The organism is Leifsonia stereocauli (genome assembly GCF_038432415.1).
Taxonomy (GTDB): domain Bacteria; phylum Actinomycetota; class Actinomycetes; order Actinomycetales; family Microbacteriaceae; genus Orlajensenia; species Orlajensenia stereocauli.
The window spans coordinates 881,404-899,400 of the sequence record NZ_JBCAUN010000001.1 but is presented as its reverse complement, the minus strand read 5'-3'; the positions used below and the strand labels follow the sequence as shown (position 1 = coordinate 899,400).

16 protein-coding genes, 1 tRNA gene and 1 other RNA gene are annotated in these 17,997 nt (G+C 68.3%); 10 read left to right on the top strand and 8 right to left on the bottom strand.

What is annotated here, in order from left to right:
- Window positions 1-49 precede the first annotated feature (49 nt).
- The 5 genes from rnpB to AADV74_RS04420 form a co-directional block, all read right to left on the bottom strand.
- Window positions 50-424: RNase P RNA component class A (gene rnpB / locus AADV74_RS04440), an RNA gene on the bottom strand.
- 28 nt (window positions 425-452) lie between these two features.
- Entirely contained in the window at window positions 453-1,190 is a 738-nt protein-coding gene (locus AADV74_RS04435; protein ID WP_342112211.1) for a zinc ribbon domain-containing protein, read from the bottom strand.
- 22 nt (window positions 1,191-1,212) lie between these two features.
- Window positions 1,213-2,034: a Nif3-like dinuclear metal center hexameric protein gene (locus AADV74_RS04430; protein ID WP_342112210.1), complete on the bottom strand. Its 822-nt coding sequence runs from the start codon at window positions 2,032-2,034 to the stop codon at window positions 1,213-1,215.
- Window positions 2,035-2,057: 23 nt separating this feature from the next.
- Complete coding sequence (locus AADV74_RS04425) at window positions 2,058-2,990, bottom strand: DMT family transporter (protein WP_342112207.1); 933 nt, start codon at window positions 2,988-2,990, stop codon at window positions 2,058-2,060.
- A gap of 66 nt (window positions 2,991-3,056) precedes the next feature.
- Window positions 3,057-3,129 (bottom strand) — tRNA-Val (locus AADV74_RS04420).
- A 53-nt stretch (window positions 3,130-3,182) separates the two neighbouring features.
- Between AADV74_RS04420 and AADV74_RS04415 the strand changes: the two genes are divergently transcribed.
- Window positions 3,183-3,872 carry a hypothetical protein gene (locus AADV74_RS04415; protein WP_342112205.1) on the top strand — a complete coding sequence of 230 codons (690 nt, stop codon included), beginning with the start codon at window positions 3,183-3,185 and terminating at the stop codon, window positions 3,870-3,872.
- A 75-nt stretch (window positions 3,873-3,947) separates the two neighbouring features.
- Window positions 3,948-4,655: a hypothetical protein gene (locus AADV74_RS04410; RefSeq protein ID WP_342112203.1), complete on the top strand. Its 708-nt coding sequence runs from the start codon at window positions 3,948-3,950 to the stop codon at window positions 4,653-4,655.
- A gap of 22 nt (window positions 4,656-4,677) precedes the next feature.
- Here the strand turns inward: AADV74_RS04410 and AADV74_RS04405 are convergent, their stop codons facing one another.
- Complete coding sequence (locus tag AADV74_RS04405) at window positions 4,678-5,142, bottom strand: peroxiredoxin (RefSeq protein ID WP_342112201.1); 465 nt, start codon at window positions 5,140-5,142, stop codon at window positions 4,678-4,680.
- A gap of 218 nt (window positions 5,143-5,360) precedes the next feature.
- Between AADV74_RS04405 and aceE the strand changes: the two genes are divergently transcribed.
- The 7 genes from aceE to AADV74_RS04370 all read left to right on the top strand — a co-directional run bounded on the left by aceE (window position 5,361) and on the right by AADV74_RS04370 (window position 14,732).
- Window positions 5,361-8,087 carry a pyruvate dehydrogenase (acetyl-transferring), homodimeric type gene (gene aceE, locus AADV74_RS04400; RefSeq protein ID WP_342112200.1) on the top strand — a complete coding sequence of 909 codons (2,727 nt, stop codon included), beginning with the start codon at window positions 5,361-5,363 and terminating at the stop codon, window positions 8,085-8,087.
- Window positions 8,088-8,095: 8 nt separating this feature from the next.
- Window positions 8,096-9,289 carry a PucR family transcriptional regulator gene (locus tag AADV74_RS04395; protein WP_342112198.1) on the top strand — a complete coding sequence of 398 codons (1,194 nt, stop codon included), beginning with the start codon at window positions 8,096-8,098 and terminating at the stop codon, window positions 9,287-9,289.
- Between the two features lie 95 nt (window positions 9,290-9,384).
- Window positions 9,385-10,305: an ACP S-malonyltransferase gene (locus AADV74_RS04390; protein ID WP_342112196.1), complete on the top strand. Its 921-nt coding sequence runs from the start codon at window positions 9,385-9,387 to the stop codon at window positions 10,303-10,305.
- A gap of 13 nt (window positions 10,306-10,318) precedes the next feature.
- Window positions 10,319-11,323, top strand: a complete 1,005-nt coding sequence (locus AADV74_RS04385) for a beta-ketoacyl-ACP synthase III (RefSeq protein ID WP_342112194.1) — start codon at window positions 10,319-10,321, stop codon at window positions 11,321-11,323.
- A 65-nt stretch (window positions 11,324-11,388) separates the two neighbouring features.
- Entirely contained in the window at window positions 11,389-11,637 is a 249-nt protein-coding gene (locus tag AADV74_RS04380) for an acyl carrier protein (RefSeq protein WP_055818711.1), read from the top strand.
- Between the two features lie 118 nt (window positions 11,638-11,755).
- Window positions 11,756-12,991 carry a beta-ketoacyl-[acyl-carrier-protein] synthase family protein gene (locus AADV74_RS04375; RefSeq protein ID WP_342112186.1) on the top strand — a complete coding sequence of 412 codons (1,236 nt, stop codon included), beginning with the start codon at window positions 11,756-11,758 and terminating at the stop codon, window positions 12,989-12,991.
- A gap of 214 nt (window positions 12,992-13,205) precedes the next feature.
- Complete coding sequence (locus AADV74_RS04370; protein ID WP_342113097.1) at window positions 13,206-14,732, top strand: MFS transporter; 1,527 nt, start codon at window positions 13,206-13,208, stop codon at window positions 14,730-14,732.
- Window positions 14,733-14,876: 144 nt separating this feature from the next.
- On the opposite strand, the gene AADV74_RS04365 is transcribed toward AADV74_RS04370, so the two are convergent.
- Window positions 14,877-15,398, bottom strand: a complete 522-nt coding sequence (locus AADV74_RS04365; RefSeq protein WP_342112183.1) for a DUF3145 domain-containing protein — start codon at window positions 15,396-15,398, stop codon at window positions 14,877-14,879.
- A 221-nt stretch (window positions 15,399-15,619) separates the two neighbouring features.
- Here AADV74_RS04365 and AADV74_RS04360 point away from each other — a divergent pair, with 221 nt between their 5' ends.
- Window positions 15,620-16,192, top strand: a complete 573-nt coding sequence (locus tag AADV74_RS04360) for a PadR family transcriptional regulator (protein WP_342112180.1) — start codon at window positions 15,620-15,622, stop codon at window positions 16,190-16,192.
- Window positions 16,193-16,223: 31 nt separating this feature from the next.
- Here the strand turns inward: AADV74_RS04360 and AADV74_RS04355 are convergent, their stop codons facing one another.
- Window positions 16,224-17,987, bottom strand: a complete 1,764-nt coding sequence (locus AADV74_RS04355) for a bifunctional 3'-5' exonuclease/DNA polymerase (protein ID WP_342112178.1) — start codon at window positions 17,985-17,987, stop codon at window positions 16,224-16,226.
- Window positions 17,988-17,997: the final 10 nt, after the last annotated feature.

Below are 17,997 nucleotides of genomic sequence, written 5' to 3'. Positions count from 1 at the left end.
TCCATCAGCCGACCCGCTCGCGAACGAGGGAGCGCAGCGAGCGAGAGAGTGAGTGGGTCGGCTGATACGCCGGGTTCTGTTCACCGGGCGCTTGCGCGACTCCGGCTGGACGGCCATCTCTCTCGGGACTACGTTGCCGCAGCCCTCCAGCGGCCTACCCGGGAACGGGACGAGCAGCCCCATCGTTCCCTGTCTGACCTTGCTCCGGGCGAGGTTTACCGAGCCGACCGTGTCACCACGGCCGCTGGTGGGCTCTTACCCCACCGTTTCACCCTTACCGCGGGCCGAAGCCCGTGGCGGTCTGTTCTCTGTGGCACTGTCTCGCGGGTCACCCCGGGTGGGTGTTACCCACCGCCCTGCTCTGCGGAGCCCGGACGTTCCTCGGCATCCGCAGAACGGATGACGCGGCCGTCTTGCCGACCCACTCGAGGAGCAATCCTACAGCGCAGGGACTAGATGCCCGATTCCTCGGTGCGCACCAGGATGCGTCCACAGTCCGGGCAGAACAGCACCTCGTCGGCGGGCGCAGTGCGCACGGTCTCGAGGTCGGATCCCGTGAGCGACATGTTGCAGCCCAGGCACGTGCGCGCCTGCATGAGGGCGGCACCGACGCCGCCGTTCACAGTGCGGCGCTTCTCGTACAGGTCGCGGAGGGCCTCGGGAACTCCGCTGGACACGGCCTCGCGGTCGCGCGCCAGTTCAGCGCGCGTCCCCTCGTGAGCGGCCTTGCTCCGATCGCGCTCCTGGGTGGTCACGCTGGCCTCATCGGCGAGGGCGGCACGCTCGCTCTCGATCTCGGCGACAATGGCCTCTTTGTCCTCGACCCGCTCCATGACGCTCAGCTCGATCTCCTCGAGATCGCCCTGACGCTTGCGCAGGGCGAGGAGTTCCGACTCGAGTGCCTGGATGTCCTTGACTGATGCCGTGTGCTGCACGCGGTCGTTGTCGCGGGCGATGCGGGCTTCGACAACGGCAACGTCGGACTCGAGACGGGTCAGCTCGAGCTTGGCGTCGTCGAGCTCGCCGACGGCGCCGATGAGGCGCCGGCGCACGTCCTCGGACTTCGACGCGAGGGCGGCCAGAGCCTTGTCCTCTGGCAGGTTCGCCAGCAGGTGGGTCAGCTGCTGCACGCGGGTGTCGATGGCCTGCAGACGCAGAAGTTCCTTCTGCTCCGTGGGGGTGGCCTTCACGTGGTTCTCCTCTGGTGATGCATTACTGGACGATGACGAAGTCCCAGGGATCGGTGCGCAGGTCGCTCACCGTCACCTCGAGCTCCGGAAGTGCTGATCGGAGTTGCTCCGCGGCCGCGTCGAGCCAGAGCCACTCGCTGGCCCAGTGCGAGACGTCGATGAGTGCAGGGCCGCGGCCGCCGAGCACGGCCTGCTCACGCGACTCCGAAGCGGGGTGGTGCCGCAGGTCTGCCGTGATGTAGACGTCAGCGGCGGTGACCTCGGGGTGTCCGAGCAGCGAGTCGCCTGCCCCACCGCAGAGCGCGATGGTCTCCACGGGTGCGTCGTACTCTCCAGACACGCGGATGCCGGACGCCGTCGCCGGCAGGAGCTCCGCGAGTGCCCGCGCCAAGCGGCCCAGGGTCGTGGGCGTCGCGAGCCGGCCGACGCGGCCGAGGCCTGTATCGGGCTCGGCACCGGGAACGATGGGGAGCGCGTCGACGAGACCGATGGCATCCGCCAACACGGCACTGGTGCCACGTTCGACGATGTCGGCATTCGTGTGCGCCGCGAGCAGGGCGCAGTCCGCGCGGATCAGCCGGCTCAGAAGCGAGCCCTTGTAGCGATCCTCCGCGATGCTCGTCACACCGCGCAGCAGCAGCGGGTGGTGCACGAGCAGCAGGTCGCTCTCCGTGGCGATGGCCTCGTCGATGATGACGCCGACGGCATCGACCGCGAGCAGCATCCGTTCGACAGGTGCTGACGGATCACCCGTCACCAGGCCGGGGGCATCCCACGATTCAGCGTTCTCGACGGGCCAGAGTTCCTGCACAACCTGGAGCACGTCGGAGAGGGAAGTCGGCACGGATCAACCTTATCGTCGGCCACTCAGAGTCGCGGCGCGTCCAGGGCGGTCGGCCCGCGCCGGGGCAGAACGAGCAACAGGATCCCGACGGCGACGAGCGCCAGGCCGAGCCAACCGAGCAGATCGAAGCGCTCGCCCACGATAACCACAGCCAGAACCGTCGCGACAGCGGGCTCGATGAGCGTGATCACCGTGGCGGTGCTGCTGCGCACCCAGCGCAGGCCCGCGCCGAAGAGCAGGTAGGCCAGGAACATCGGCCCGAGCGCCAGGTAGCCGGTGATCGCAATGCTCGATCCGCTCTGCAACAGCGGCCCGCCCAAGACCAGAAGCACGGGAGCCAGCAGCACCGCGCCGACGCCGAACAGGGCGCCCATCACCGAGCGCGACGCATGCCCGGCCCCGATCGCCAGCTCGCTCGCGAAGGTGTAGAGCGCATAGCTGAAGGCCGCCACCAGCCCCAGCAGCACTCCCCAGACGGATGCCGCGGCATCCGTTCCCGTCGATCCGCCTGTCGCCAAGAGCACGACGCCCACGACGGCCACCGTCGTCGCGAGAGCCCACCGCAGCGACACCCGGCGTCGATCGACGAGGAACTCGAGGATGGCGGCGAACACAGGAGCAGCCCCGAGGGACACGACGGTACCGATGGCGACGCCCGCCAGGTGCATCGAGGAGTAGAACGCCAGCGGGTAGGCGAAGACCCCGAGCGACCCGACCAGCAGCCAACCGAGGCCGCGTCGATCGCGGAGGGCTGCCACTGCTCCCCGCATCGAGACGCCGAAGAGGAGCACGCCGCCGATGAACATGGTCGCCGCGCCCGTGGCGAGTGGACTCGCATCGTCGGGCAGGAAATGAGCTGCGGTCCCGGTGGTGCCCCACAGCAGCGCTGCGATGACGATCGGGATGACCCCTCGGATACCGGAGCTGTGCGCGACGGTGCCTGATGAATTCGTCACGATCTCCGCAGGCTATCGGACACGATGGCCAGCCAGGACGACCGCCATGACGGGGTGAGGAGGGAGTGGGCCCTACCGGGCTCGAACCGATGACATCCACGGTGTAAACGTGGCGCTCTACCAACTGAGCTAAAGGCCCTCGACGCGCGAGGCTGCGTCCGATGATACCGGAGCGCGCCTAGACTCGCCGCCATGGAGCGCCACCCGAGTCGCACGACCCAGACCGAGAACCGCTGGCCCGTCGCCGTGGCGCTGCTGTTGGCGCTCGCCCTGTACGCCTTCCTCCCCTCGTCGCTGTTCCCCGAGCAGCGGCTGGTGGTGATCGGGCTGGCCCTGCTGCTCATGGTGCCGCTCGTGATCATGAACCCCCGACGACTGAATCAGGAGACGCGCTGGTCGCGCATCATCGGGCTCGTGCTCGCGCTCCTCCTCGTCGCATCGAACCAGGTCACGATCGTCTTCCTCATCGGGGACCTCGTGGCAGGCTCCCGCGACACCTCGGGACTGCTGCTGTCGAGCCTGCAGGTCTGGGTCACGAATGCGATCGCCTTCGCGCTGCTCTACTGGGAGCTCGACCGTGGCGGACCCGTCGCCCGTGCACTCACCGCTCGCGACCAGCTACCGCCCGCTGACTTCCGCTTCCCGCAGGACGAGGACGACGACGCGGTCACCGAGGTCGCCACGCGTTCGTCGAAGGTCGAGGACTGGATGCCGAGCTTCGTCGACTACCTGTACACGTCCGCGTCGACATCGATGGCGTACAGCGCGACCGATGCGATGCCGCTCTCGCACCGCTTCAAGCTGCTCAATCTGCTGCAGGCGTTCGGCAGTTTCGTGATCCTGGCACTCGTCATCGCCCGGGCTGTCAACATCCTCGCTTGAGCCGCCTTCTCCACCGACTGCACAGCGGATGCAGCGGCAAGCGGCACCCGTTCGCTCCGGCCATAGACTCACCAGATGCCGAGGACGCCGACGATCACCCAGCACACGACGCGCACCGCCCGCATCGAGCATCGCTGGCCGGCCGTGTTCGCTCTCGTGGTGGCGCTCGTCCTCTACGGCGCCCTCCCCAACGACCTCATCACCGTGCAGCGCTATGTGACCGTCGCGATCGGGATCGTGCTGCTCATCCCGCTCATCGCCATCAATCCGCACCACATGTCGCGACAGACACGCTGGTCGCGCACCCTCTCGCTCGCGCTCGCCATCGTCATCGTGCTCTCCAACCAGATCACCATCGTGTCGCTCCTGCTGCTCCTGGTGGGCGGGTCCGAGGAGGGCCCGTCGCTCCTCCAGTCTGCGCTCCAGGTCTGGGTCGCGAATGTCATCGGGTTCGCGCTGCTGTACTGGGAGATCGATCGTGGCGGACCCGTCATCCGCACGATGGCCAAGCGCAGCGACCTCCCGAAGGCGGACTTCCGCTTTCCGCAGGACGAGGACGACGACGCGATCGACGAGGTGTCCGCGGGTTCGTCAGGCACGAGCGATTGGACGGCGAGTTACGTCGACTACTTCTACTTCTCCCTCTCCAACTCGATGGCGTTCAGCCCCACCGACGCCATGCCCCTCACCAGCCGTGCAAAGCTGCTGATGTCTCTTGAGTCGTTCGGCGGTTTCGTCATCCTCGCGCTCGTGATCGCCCGCGCGGTCAGCCTCATCGGCTGAGCGCTGCGATGACGGATGCCGGTCAGCGGCCGAGCGAGGCCAAGGCGTCCCGGTAGGCGGCCAACGGCCGCGGCTCCCCCGGCTCTGTCTCGAAGCGGGCGCGCACGATGCCATCGGCGTCGATGAGGAAGGTCGACCGCCCGGCGTAGCCCCGCTCGGACAGGAACGCTCCGTAGGACGACGCCACGGCCCCGTGCGGCCAGAAGTCGGCGAGCAGGTCGAAGCCGAAGCCCTCGGCCTCCGCCCATGCCCGCAGAGTGTGCTTGGAGTCCACCGAGATGCCGAGCAGCTCCACGTCCTCTGCAGCAAAGAGCGCCAGGTTGTCACGGAGCTCGCACAGTTCCCCCGAGCAGGTGCGCGAGAACGCGAGCGGGAAGAACACGATGGCCACTGCGCGGCGCCCACGGAAGGACTCGAGGGAGACATCCGCCCCGTACTGGTTCACCAAGGTGAACTGCGGGGCCTCATCGCCGACCTGCAGATCCATGAGCGGTCTCCCTACCTCGGCCCGTGCGGCGCCGACTGGCGCCGATCGGGAGCCCGGAGGACGGCCCGGGCAGACCATGGCAACGATAGCCGGTGGTTCGGATGCGCCACGGAGGAGAAATAGAATCAATAGGATGGCGAGTTGTGCGGACGCAATCCGACCGCGCGTTCAACGACACGTCCCAGCGGCATGATCTGCCCCCAAATGAGAGGTCGAGTGTGACTGTCAACGACCAGGATCCGTATTCCGTGACGAATGTGGATTCAGACCCGGAGGAAACCGCCGAGTGGACAGAGTCCCTCGACGCCCTCGTCGCCGCTGAGGGCCACGGCCGTGCTCGGGAGATCATCCTCAGCCTGCTGCGCCGCTCGAAGGAACTGCACCTCGGCGTTCCGATGGTGCCGACGACGGACTACCTCAACACCATCGCTCCCGAGAACGAGCCGACCTTCCCCGGTGACGAAGAGGTCGAACGCCGCTACCGCGCCTGGATGCGCTGGAACGCGGCAGTGCTCGTGCACCGCGCGCAGCGCCCCGGCATCGGTGTCGGCGGCCACATCTCGACCTACGCCGGAGCCGCGTCGCTCTACGAGGTCGGCTTCAACCACTTCTTCCGCGGCCAGGACCACCCCGGCGGCGGCGACCAGATCTTCGTCCAGGGCCACGCCTCCCCCGGCATCTACGGTCGCGCGTTCCTCGAGGGTCGCCTGTCGGCGAACCAGCTCGACGGATTCCGCCAGGAGAAGTCGCAGGCACCCCACGGTCTGTCCTCGTACCCGCATCCGCGTCTCATGCCCGAGTTCTGGCAGTTCCCGACGGTGTCGATGGGCCTCGGCCCGATCAACGCCATCTACCAGGCCCAGGCGAACAAGTACCTGACCAATCGCGGCATCAAGGACGCCAGCGACCAGCAGGTCTGGGCGTTCCTCGGCGACGGCGAGATGGACGAGGTCGAGAGTCGTGGAGCCCTGCAGCTCGCGGCGAACGACGGTCTCGACAACCTCAACTTCGTCATCAACTGCAACCTGCAGCGACTCGACGGACCCGTGCGCGGCAACGGCAAGATCATCCAGGAGCTCGAGAGCTTCTTCCGCGGTGCCGGCTGGAACGTCATCAAGGTGGTCTGGGGCCGCGAGTGGGACGACCTGCTCGCCCGTGACGACGACGGTGCGCTCCGCACCCTCATGAACGTCACGCCCGACGGCGACTACCAGACCTACAAGACCGAGGACGGCGCCTACGTGCGCGAGAACTTCTTCGGTCGCGACCCTCGTGCGCTCGAGCTCGTCAAGGACCTCAGCGACGACCAGATCTGGGGCCTCAAGCGCGGCGGCCACGACTACAGGAAGATCTACGCCGCCTTCAAGGCCGCCAGCGAGCACAAGGGACAGCCCACTGTCATCCTCGCGAAGACGATCAAGGGCTACGGCCTCGGACCGTCGTTCGAGGGCCGCAACGCGACCCACCAGATGAAGAAGATGACGCTGGAGAACCTCAAGGACTTCCGCGACGCCATGCACATCCCGATCACGGATGCGCAGCTCGAGGAGAACCCCTACCTCCCGCCGTACTACCACCCCGGCGAGCAGGACGAGGCGATCCAGTACCTGCAGGAGCGCCGTCGCGCCCTCGGCGGCTACGTGCCCGAGCGTCGCACGAAGCACACGGCGATCTCGCTGCCCGACGACTCCGCCTACGCCATCGCCAAGAAGGGCTCCGGCACGCAGGAGATCGCCACGACGATGGCCTTCGTGCGCCTGCTCAAGGACCTCATCCGTTCCAAGGACTTCGGCCACCGCATCGTGCCGATCATCCCCGACGAGGCCCGCACCTTCGGCATGGACGCGTTCTTCCCGAACGCGAAGATCTACAACCCCAACGGCCAGCACTACACCTCGGTCGACCGCGAACTGCTCCTGGCCTACAAGGAGAGCCCGCAGGGTCAGATCCTGCACGTCGGCATCAACGAGGCCGGTGCCCTCGCCGCCTTCACGAACATCGGAACCTCGTACGCGACGCAGGGCGAGCCCCTCATCCCCGTGTACGTCTTCTACTCGATGTTCGGCTTCCAGCGCACGGGCGACGCGATCTGGGCTGCTGGCGACCAGATGGCCCGCGGTTTCATGATCGGTGCGACGGCCGGTCGCACCACGCTCACCGGTGAGGGGCTCCAGCACGCCGACGGCCACTCGCTGGTGCTCAGCGCCACGAACCCGGCCGTCGTCGCCTACGACGCCGCCTACGGCTACGAGCTCGGGCACATCGTGCGCTCGGGCCTCGAGCGCATGTACGGCGGAGAGCACACCGACCCGAACGTCATGTACTACCTGACGGTCTACAACGAGCCGTACATCCAGCCCGCCGAGCCGGAGAACCTCGACGTCGAAGGCGTCGTGCGCGGCATCTACAAGCTGGCCGACGGAACGGTGGCCGGTCCGAAGACGCAGCTGCTCGCCTCCGGCGTCTCCGTGCCGTGGGCACTCGAGGCTCAGAAGCTTCTCGCCGAGGACTGGGGCGTCTCCGCCGACGTCTGGAGCGTCACGAGCTGGTCGGAGCTGCGACGCGACGGCCTCGCCGCCGAGTCGCACAACTTCCTGAACCCGGATGCCGCTCCTCGGTCGCCGTACGTCTGGCAGAAGCTGGCCGGAGCCCAGGGTCCGTTCGTCGCCGTGACGGACTTCTCGCACGCGGTTCCCGACCAGATCCGCCAGTTCGTTCCCGGGCAGTACGCCACCCTCGGTGCCGACGACTTCGGTTTCTCGGACACCCGCGCCGCCGCCCGACGCTTCTTCAAGATCGACGGGCCGTCGGTCGTCGTGCGTGCTCTCGAACTCCTTGCCTCGCGCGGCGAGGTCGACCGCAGCCTTCCTGCCCAGGCGATCGAGAAGTACAAGCTGCACGACGTGAACGCTGGAACCACCGGCAACGCCGGGGGCGAGAGCTAACAGCGACAGTGCCCACGACGCCGCGCACCAAGAAGGAGACGCTCGCCTGGCTCCGCACGATCTCAGGCGAGCTCTCCACTGCGACCATCAAGCGCCTCGAGGACACGCTGCCCTGGTACGGCGACATGCCACCGGGGCGGCGGTCCGCGGTGGGCCTGGTCGCGCAGGCGGGCATCACCTCGTTCATCTCCTGGTACGACGATCCGAAGTCGATCCCGTGGATCGCGGCTGACGTGTTCGGAGCAGCTCCCCGTGAGCTGCTCCGTTCGGTGAGCCTGCAGCAGACGCTGCAGCTCATCAGGGTGGTCGTCGAGGTCGTCGAGCACCGCGTCAAGGACGGCAGCGTCGACCTCCGCGAGGCGATTCTGCTCTACTCGCGCGAGATCGCCTTCGCGGCAGCCGACGTCTACGCCCGCGCTGCAGAGGCCCGCGGCCTCTGGGACGCCAGGCTCGAGGCTCTGGTCGTCGACTCGATCCTCTCGGGCGAGTACGACGATGAGCTGCCGAGCCGCATCGCCGCACTCGGCTGGCACGGGCACGGTGCCGTCGCCGTCCTCGTTGGTACGACGCCTCGGATGCTGGACGTCGACGTGCTGCGTCGTGCAGCCCGCCACATGGCGGCCGATGTGCTCATCGGAGTGCAGGGTGGTCGCCTCGTCCTCGTGATCGGGCGCGCCCGCCCCGAGGCGCGCGACGGAGAGGACACGGAGCCGGCCGCGTCCCTCGGCTTCATGGACATCGCGAAGGCGCTGGAGCCGCACTTCGGGGACGGTCACCTGGTGCTCGGTCATGAGGTGCCCAACCTCGTCGACGCCTCCAAGAGCGCCAAGGCCGCCCTCGCCGGGTTCGCCGTCGCCCGCGCCTGGCGCAATGCCCCGCGCCCGGTCCAGGCCGACGACCTGCTTCCCGAGCGCGCTCTGGCCGGAGATCCCCTCGCGCGCGCCACGCTCATCCACCGCATCTACCGGCCACTCAGCTCGCACTCGACCGAACTGCTCAACACCCTGTGGAGCTACCTCGACAACGGGCGCTCCCTCGAGGCGACGGCCCGCGAGCTGTTCGTGCACCCCAACACCGTTCGCTACCGTCTCAAGCGCGTGTCCGAGGTCATCGGCTGGGATGCCACGGGGTCGCGTGAGGCGCTCATCCTGCAGGCCGCCCTCGTGCTCGGAGCCATCAGCGACCCTGACCGCCGCGGCTGAGTCGGCTCCACCATGTGCGCCACGAACAAACGATCGGCGGAATCCTTGGTGAACCTCGACATCGCGCAAAGCCGAGCGGTTGGCAGACTGTACAGGTGATCGTCGTCGTCTGCCCTGGACAGGGCTCGCAAACCCCCGGTTTCCTCGCACCTTGGCTCGCGGTGCCCGAGAATGCCTCACTCATCGCCGAGTACTCGGAGGCCGCCGGTCTCGACCTGGCCGCTCACGGCACCACCTCGGATGCCGACACGATCCGCGACACTGCCGTCGCCCAGCCCCTCATCGTTGCTGCAGGCCTCGTCGCCTTCTCTTCCCTCGTGAACGCCGTGGGACGCGAGAGCATCGGCGGCGTCGCCGGGCACTCGGTCGGTGAGATCACCGCTGCCGCTGCCGCCGGCATCCTGAGCACCTCCGACGCCATGCAGTTCGTGAGCGAGCGTGCCGTGGCGATGGCGCAGGCCGCTGCCGCGACTCCCACCTCGATGAGCGCCGTGCTGGGCGGCGACGCCGCCGATGTCGTGGCCAGAGCCGAGGCGCTCGGGCTGCAGGCCGCAAACTACAACGGTGGCGGCCAGATCGTCGTCGCCGGAGCCGCCGACGCCCTCGCCCGACTCGCGGACGAGCCGCCGGCAGGCGCGCGCGTCATCCCGCTGCAGGTCGCCGGCGCATTCCACACCCGCTACATGGAGTCCGCCCGCACCTGGCTCGCCGGTGCTGTCGACGGCTACACGACCGCCGACCCCACGCTCCCCATCTGGACGAACAACGACGGTTCACGGGTCGAGTCGGGTGCGAAGTACCTCGAGCTTCTCGTGACCCAGGTGGCCTCCCCCGTACGCTGGGACCTGACCATGGAGTCTCTCGCTACAGCGGGAGTCACCGGAATCATCGAGCTCGCTCCGGCCGGCGCGCTCATCGGGCTCGCGCGTCGCGGCCTGAAGGGCATCCCCAGCGTGGGCATCAAGACTCCGGACGACCTCGACGCCGCCGTCGCGCTCATCGAGCAGAACGCCTGACACGAGAGAGACCATGACAGTCCCCACCCTCACGCAGGCCACAGGCCCGTCCTTCACCCGCATCTACTCGATCGGCGCCGCACGCGGTGACCTCATCGTGCCGAACGACGACCTGGTCGGCCCGATCGACTCCTCCGACGAGTGGATCCAGCAGCGAACGGGCATCGTCACGCGCACCAGAGCCTCGGCCGGGGTGTCGGCAACCGACCTCGCGACGACGGCGGCTCGCGAGGCCATCGCGAAGTCAGGCGTCGAGGCGTCCAAGATCGACCTCGTGCTCATCGCCACGATCAGCAACGTGCAGCAGACGCCGTCCATGGCCGCTGTCGTCGCCGACAACGTCGGCGCCAACCCTGCTGCCGCCTACGACCTGAACGCCGCCTGCGCCGGCTACACCTACGCGATCGCCCAGGCCGACGCTCTCATCCGTGCAGGCGCCGGCCACTACGCGCTGGTCATCGGCGCCGAGAAGCTTTCCGATGTCGTCGACCCCACCGACCGCTCCATCTCGTTCCTGCTGGGCGACGGTGCAGGCGCCGTCGTGATCGGCCCGAGCGACGCTCCCGGCATCTCGGCCACGGTGTGGGGATCCGATGGATCGAAGGCTGATGCCGTCGGCATGAACGGCACCCTGACCGACTTCCGCGATGGCAAGGCCGAGTGGCCGACGCTGCGCCAAGAGGGCCAGACCGTGTTCCGCTGGGCAGTCTGGGAGATGGCCAAGGTGGCGAAGGAGGCCATCGACGCCGCCGGCATCACCGTGGACGACCTGTCGGCCTTCATTCCGCACCAGGCGAACATGCGCATCGTGAACGAGTTCGCGAAGCAGCTGAAGCTCCCGGAATCCGTCGTCATCGCCCGCGACATCGAGTCGACGGGCAACACCTCGGCCGCCTCGATCCCCCTCGCCACCCACCGCCTGCTGCAGGGTCACCCCGAGCTGAGCGGCACCCTGGCGCTGCAGATCGGCTTCGGCGCCGGCCTCGTGTTCGGCGCGCAGGTCGTCGTCCTTCCCTGACCCATTCCCCGTCACCCCTAAACTGAGTGACGGTCAAACGAACGAAACCCCCCAAGGAGATAACAATGGCATTGTCCACCGAAGAAGTTCTCGCCGGCCTGGCCGAACTCATCAACGACGAGACCGGCATCGCAACCGACACGGTTGAGCTGGACAAGTCGTTCACCGACGACCTGGACATCGACTCCATCTCGATGATGACGATCGTCGTCAACGCTGAAGAGAAGTTCGACGTGAAGATCCCCGACGAAGAGGTCAAGAACCTCAAGACCGTCGGCGACGCCGTCTCCTTCATCGTGAAGGCCCAGGACTAGTCACGTTCGTCGCGGACGGGCCGGACCATCCCTGGGTGAGTCCGGCCCGCCACCTCGGCTCGCGTGCGCACTCCCGCGCCGCGCGCCCGGAAAGATCCTCCCGGAGAGTTCAACCGTTATGACCAAGAAGATCGTCGTCACCGGAATCGGTGCAACGTCCCCCCTCGGCGGAAACGCGACCGACAGCTGGTCGAACCTGCTCGCCGGGATGTCGGGCGCCAGCGCCCTCCTGCAGCCGTGGGTCGAGGAACTCGCACTGCCCGTCACCTTCGCCGCACAGTCCGCCGTCAAGACCGCAGACGTCCTCGAGAGACACGAGACCAAACGCCTCGACCCGTCGAGCCAGTTCGCGCTCATCGCCGGGCGCGAGGCCTGGGCAGACGCCGGCTCCCCCGAAGTCGAGCCCGAGCGTCTCATGGTCGACTGGTCGACCGGCATCGGCGGGGTCTGGACCCTCCTCGACGCCTGGGACACCCTGCGCGAGCGCGGTCCCCGTCGTGTGCTGCCCATGACCGTTCCCATGCTCATGCCGAACGGGCCCGGAGCGGCCATCGGCATGGACCTGCATGCTCGCGCCGGCATCCACACGGTCGTCTCCGCCTGCGCGTCGAGCACCGAGGCTCTCGTCAACGCCTACAACCACCTGCAAGCCGGCCTCGCCGACGTCGTCATCGCCGGTGGTTCGGAAGCGGCTATCCACCCGCTGCCCATCGCGGCCTTCGCCTCCATGCAGGCGCTGTCGAAGCGCAACGACGACCCGACGACGGCATCCCGCCCCTACGACGTCACCCGCGACGGCTTCGTCCTCGGTGAGGGCGCTGCAGCCCTCGTCGTCGAGACCGAGGAGCACGCCAAGGCCCGCGGCGCCCGCATCTACGCGGAGCTCGTCGGCGGATCCGTCACCAGCGACGCCTATCACATCACGGCACCCGACCCCGAGGGGTCCGCCGCAGCCCGCGCCATGCTGGCCTCGATCTCGGGGGCGGATGCCTCGATCGGCGACGTCTCCCACATCAACGCCCACGCCACCAGCACGCCCGTCGGCGATATCGCCGAGTACAACGCGCTGCGCCGGGTCTTCGGCGACGCGCTCGACGGCATCCCCGTCTCGGCGACGAAGGCCTCGACCGGACACCTGCTGGGCGGCGCCGGCGCCATCGAGGCGATCTTCACTGTGAAGGCTCTCGCCGAGCGTGTCGCGCCTCCGACGATCAACCTCACGGAGCAGGACCCCGACATTCCGCTCGACGTCGTCACGGCGCCGCGCGACCTCGGAACCGGTGACCTTCTGGCGATCAGCAACTCGTTCGGCTTCGGCGGTCACAACGCCGTCGTCGCGTTCCGCTCGATCTAGCCCGGTGGTGGGACGCGTGAGCCCCCTCACCGTCCCACCCCGACGACGGCGGACAGCCGGAATCGCGCGGCCCTCTGTCGCGTGACAATCTCACCGGTACGGGTCTAGGTTCGAGTACGACAGCGGCGTCGCTCGGAAGGAGGCCCCGGTGAGTGCTCCCGAGACGAGTGAAAGCACAGCGACCTTCAACGGCAAGCTCGCGCTTCTGCTCGCGATGGCGATGTTCGTGCTCGTGGTCGACACGTCGATCATGAACGTGTCGATCTCCGCCGTCGTGAAGGACATCGACACGACCGTCAGCGGCCTGCAGTCGGCCATCGCCCTCGAGGCGCTCGTGTCGGCGGCGTTCATCCTGATCGGGAGCAAGGTCGGCGACCTCATCGGACGCAAGAAGGCCTACGTCATCGGCCTTCTCTGCTATGCCACGGGCGCCGTGGCGATGGTGCTGGCGCAGTCGCTCGTACCCATCATCATCTTCTGGGCTGTGATCGGCGGACTCGGCGCTTCGCTGCTGCTGCCCTCCATGCAGTCACTCATCCACGGCAACTTCGAGGGCGCCGCTCAGGCTCGTGTCTACGCGACGGTCGGGGCTTCCGCGGCGATCGCCGCCGCGGTCGGCCCACTGATCGGCGGGTTCATCACGACCTTCCTGTCGTGGCGCGTCGCGTTCGCCCTCGAGGCCGTCGTCATCGTCATCGTGCTGAGCGGCATCAAGCTCGTGCACGACGTGCCGTACACCGGATCCCGGCAAGTCGATGTCCTCGGATCGCTGCTTTCCGTAGTCGGAATGGGCGGGATCGTCATCGGCATCCTGGTCTGGCAGGAGGGCGGCGAGGCTGTCGGCATCCTGATCGCCGTCGGCGTGTTCGGGCTCGGCGCTCTCGCCTACTGGCTCGTACGGCGCAAGCGCCACGGCAAACCGACCCTGATCGATCCGGACCTGTTCCGCTCCAAGCTCTTCCGGCTCGGCGTCAGTGGGCAGCTGATGCAGCAGATCGCACTCGGGGGAACGATGATCGTGCTGCCGATCTACCTCCAGATGGTGCTCGGCTACAACGCGCTGCAGGCCGGCCTGTCGATCGCTCCGCTGTCGCTGACGATGTTCGGCGTGGCCATGCTCGCCGGGAAGCGCGTGGGGCGACGTCGCCCGGCCACCTTGATCCTCTGGGGATTCGTCCTCCTGACCGCAGGCCTCGTGATCCTCATCCCGGTGGTGCCGCGGGCGGATTCCGGGTGGTGGCTCCTGGTTCCGTTGATCATCTCCGGTTGCGGCCTCGGGTTGCTCGTCTCCCAGCTCAACAACTACACCCTGTCGCCGATCTCCGACGAACGCGTGAGCGAGGCCGCCGGGGTGAACTCGGCCGCCGGTTCATTCGGCCTGTCGTTCGGTCTCGCCTTCGCCGGCGCGATCATGCTCGCTTCACTTTCGCTCATCTTCACCTCCATGGCCATGTCGAGCGATGTGCTCCCCGCCGACGAGAAGCAGCAGGTCTCCCAGGTCCTCGAGGAGGACGCCGAGATCATGTCGAACACGGCGCTCGAGGAACTCCTCGTCGGTCAACCCGAGGCGATCCAGGACGAGATCATCCGGATCAACACCGATGCGCGCCCCATCGCCCTCCAGATCGCCCTGCTCATCCCGATCCTGGCCGGCTGCATCGGGCTGATCAACGGATTCAGGATGCGTCGGCTCCCCGATCCCAAGTCCAGCGGCGCGGGCGAGGGCATGCTCCTCGGGTGACCTGTGCCAGGTCGTCAGCCGACCCGCAGTTCGGTGTCGCAGAACTCCCGTCACTGAGGCCGGCGCGCAGGGCGCGGCTGAACCGTACAGAAGCCCCGCGCTGTATTCAGCGCGGGGCTTCTGAGTCCGTGGCGGGTCGAGCGCTCAGCCGACCTTGTGCAGCCAGATCACGGCGGCGTCGTCGGACGCGTGCCTGAAGACATCGAGCTCGTCGTCCCAGGCCTGTCCGAGAGCCAGCCGCAGCTGGTTGTGCAGATCGATCGCATTCAGCCCGGCGTTCTCCATGGCGGCACGAATGCGATCCTCCGAGATCACCACGTTGCCCGCGCTGTCCGTCTGGGCGAAGAACACGCCGAGGTCGGGCGTGTGCATCCAGCGGCCGCCGTCGGTGCCGGGACCCGGGTCCTCCGTCACCTCGTAGCGCAGGTGCTCCCAGCCGTGCAGGGCCGACGCGATCGCTGCTCCGGTGCCGGAGTCGCCCTCCCAGTAGAACTCGGCGCGCTGCGCGCCCTTGAGCACGGGCTGGTCGACCCAGGAGAAGTTGACGGCGCGCCCCAGGGCACGACCGGTCGCCCACTCGACGTGCGGGCAGAGTGCTCGCGGCGACGAGTGGACATAGACAACGCCCCGCGCAGTCGGTGCCTGACGGGCAGCTGGTGACGCCATGGTGCTCTCCGTTCGTGTGAGGTACGTCTTCCCCAACGACCTCGAACCACGGAAACCACGGCGTGTATGTGTGAACTTATGCGGCCAGAGGCCGATACAGCAGATTATGCCTCACTTTCCTGATGGATGACAACAGTGTGATTCGGCCAGTCGGATGCCGGTGCCCCCGGGGCGATTGAATGTATGCTCGGTATGGATTTCTCAGGAGCGCGGAGGTGCCGGTGTCGGTCAGGAACGGTCTGCTCGCCGTGCTCTCCCTGGGTCCGGCCTACGGCGCCCAACTGCACGCCGAACTCGGCGACAGGCTCGGTCATCGGCGCACCGTGAACATCGGCCAGGTCTACGCGACCCTCGAACGCCTCGGCGTGCAGGGTCTGGTGCGCGCGGCCGGCGTGACGGATGACGGGCTGCCTCTCTACCGCATCACCGATGACGGCATGCGCCAGGTCGAGTCGGCACTGGTCGAAGCGCCCGACGGTGCACCGGACTGGGCCGAGATGCTCGATGCCGTGCTCATGGCCACGTCCCTGCCCGGTGCCGACGCTCGAGTGCTGCTGGTCTCCTACCGTGAGCGCTGGCGGGCGGCATCCGGAACCGCCGACGCTGTCAGCACCATCCGGAACACAGCCCAGAGCAGGCTCTCCGGGCGAGCGGATGCCGCTCTCTCAGCGGCCGCCCTCGCGTGGCTCGACGGTGTGGAGGCCGAGCTCGACGGCCTCAGCGGTGCCCTCGACGCTGATCTCGCTCGCGGTTACAGCACCACGCGCCCGCGGCGCGGGCGGCCGACCGCCTGAGCGCCACGCGCGCACTAGAGCCCACGTCGGATCACTTGGCCTCGGCGTAGTCGTCGACGATCGCAGCGCCGAGGGGGAAGTCGACCGGGAAGGTTCCGAAGAGCAACCGCCCCGCAGCCTCGGCGGCGAGACGCACCTCCTCGGCGACGGCATCCGCCAGGACCTCCGGGGTGTGCACCACGATCTCGTCGTGCAGGAAGAAGACCTGGTGCGGGCGCCCGGCGAAGACCGTGCCGGCGAGCGGAGCGCTGGAGCCAGGCCCCTGCCCTGACGTGGATCCGGGCTGATCCGGCATCGCGAGGAGCGCGGTTCGCAGCTCCGCCATCCAGCACAGCGCCCATTCGGCCGCCGTGGACTGCACCACGAAGTTGCGGGTGAATCGTCCCCACTCGCGGGCGCTGCTGCGCGCTCGACGTTCGTCGGCCTCGGAGGCGTCGGCGGCGCTCGCCTGCGACTGCACGTCGAACCAGGCGGCCGGCGGCAGCGGTGACGATCGCCCCAGCCACGACGTGACGCTCTCGCCGCGCTCACCGGCGCGCGCGGCCTCCTCGACGAGGGCGATGGCTCGAGGGTAGGCCCGCGTCAGCCGGGGCATCAGCCGCCCGCTCTCCCCCGTCGTCGCCCCGTACATGGCGCCGAGCATGGCCACCTTGGCATGGGCCCGCGTCTCGACGACGCCTGTGGCCTGGATGCCGGCGTAGAGGTCGACCCCGCGGCCGGCCGCTGCCATGGCGGTGTCGGCCGACAGCGCCGCGAGGATGCGCGGCTCGAGCTGGGCGGCATCAGCCACCACCAGCTTCCAGCCGGGATCGGCCCGCACGGCCGAGCGCACCTGCCTCGGCAGCTGGAGCGCGCCGCCGCCGTTGGTGGCCCACCGGCCGGTGGCTGCTCCCCCGGGCACGTAATCGGGACGGAAGCGCCCGTCGACGATCCACGCCTCCATCCAGGTCCAGCCGTTGGCAGAGAGCAGGCGAGCCAGCTTCTTGTACTCGAGCAGGGGCTCGATCACCGGGTGCTTGATCTCGCGCAGCTCCCACTGGCTCGTCGACGCGGCATTGATGCCGCAGCGGCGCAGCGCCCTGAGTAGTTCCTGAGGTGAGTCCGGGTTCAACTGCTGGTCGTCGACGGCGGAGCGGATGGCGAGGACGAGCTCGTGCATGCGTGCAGGGCGCGCTCCGGCTGCCGGCCGCGGGCCGAGTGCCTCGGTGAGCACCTCGTCGTGGCGCTCGATGCTCCACGGGAGGCCTGCCTCGCGCATCTCGACCGCGACCAGCGCCCCGGCCGACTCCGCCGCGAGCAGCAGTCGCAGCCTGCCGGATGCCGCGGACCCACGCACGGTCTCGAGCTGGCGGCGCCACTCGGCCAGGGTCTCGTCGACTCCGTCGGTGGGCGCGTCGACGTCATCGCCGGCACCGGCTTCGAGCTCGACATCGAACAATGCGGTGTGGGTGGCGACCGGGCGCTCGATCGCCGGAGCCGCGTCCCAGGCGCTGCGGGCCGCCTTCGAGAGCGCACTGCCTCGAGCGAGGGTCGAGAGCCGGAGGATGGCATGGGCGAGCCTCAGGTCGTGGCATCGGGCGACGCGTACGCCGTGGCGCAGAAGCCGCGGGTACCAGCGGGCGGTGTCATCCCAGACCCAGCGGGCCGCCGGATCCGCCGCCGACGAGCGTCGAGCGAACTCGGCGAGGGCCGCGTCGTCGGCATGCTGCGTCCGTTCGCCGACGGCAGTGCCCTCGGCGTCGAAGGCCTGCGTCGACGAAGCGCCAGAGGGGAGGCGGCCGACGACGAAGTACACCCCACCATTC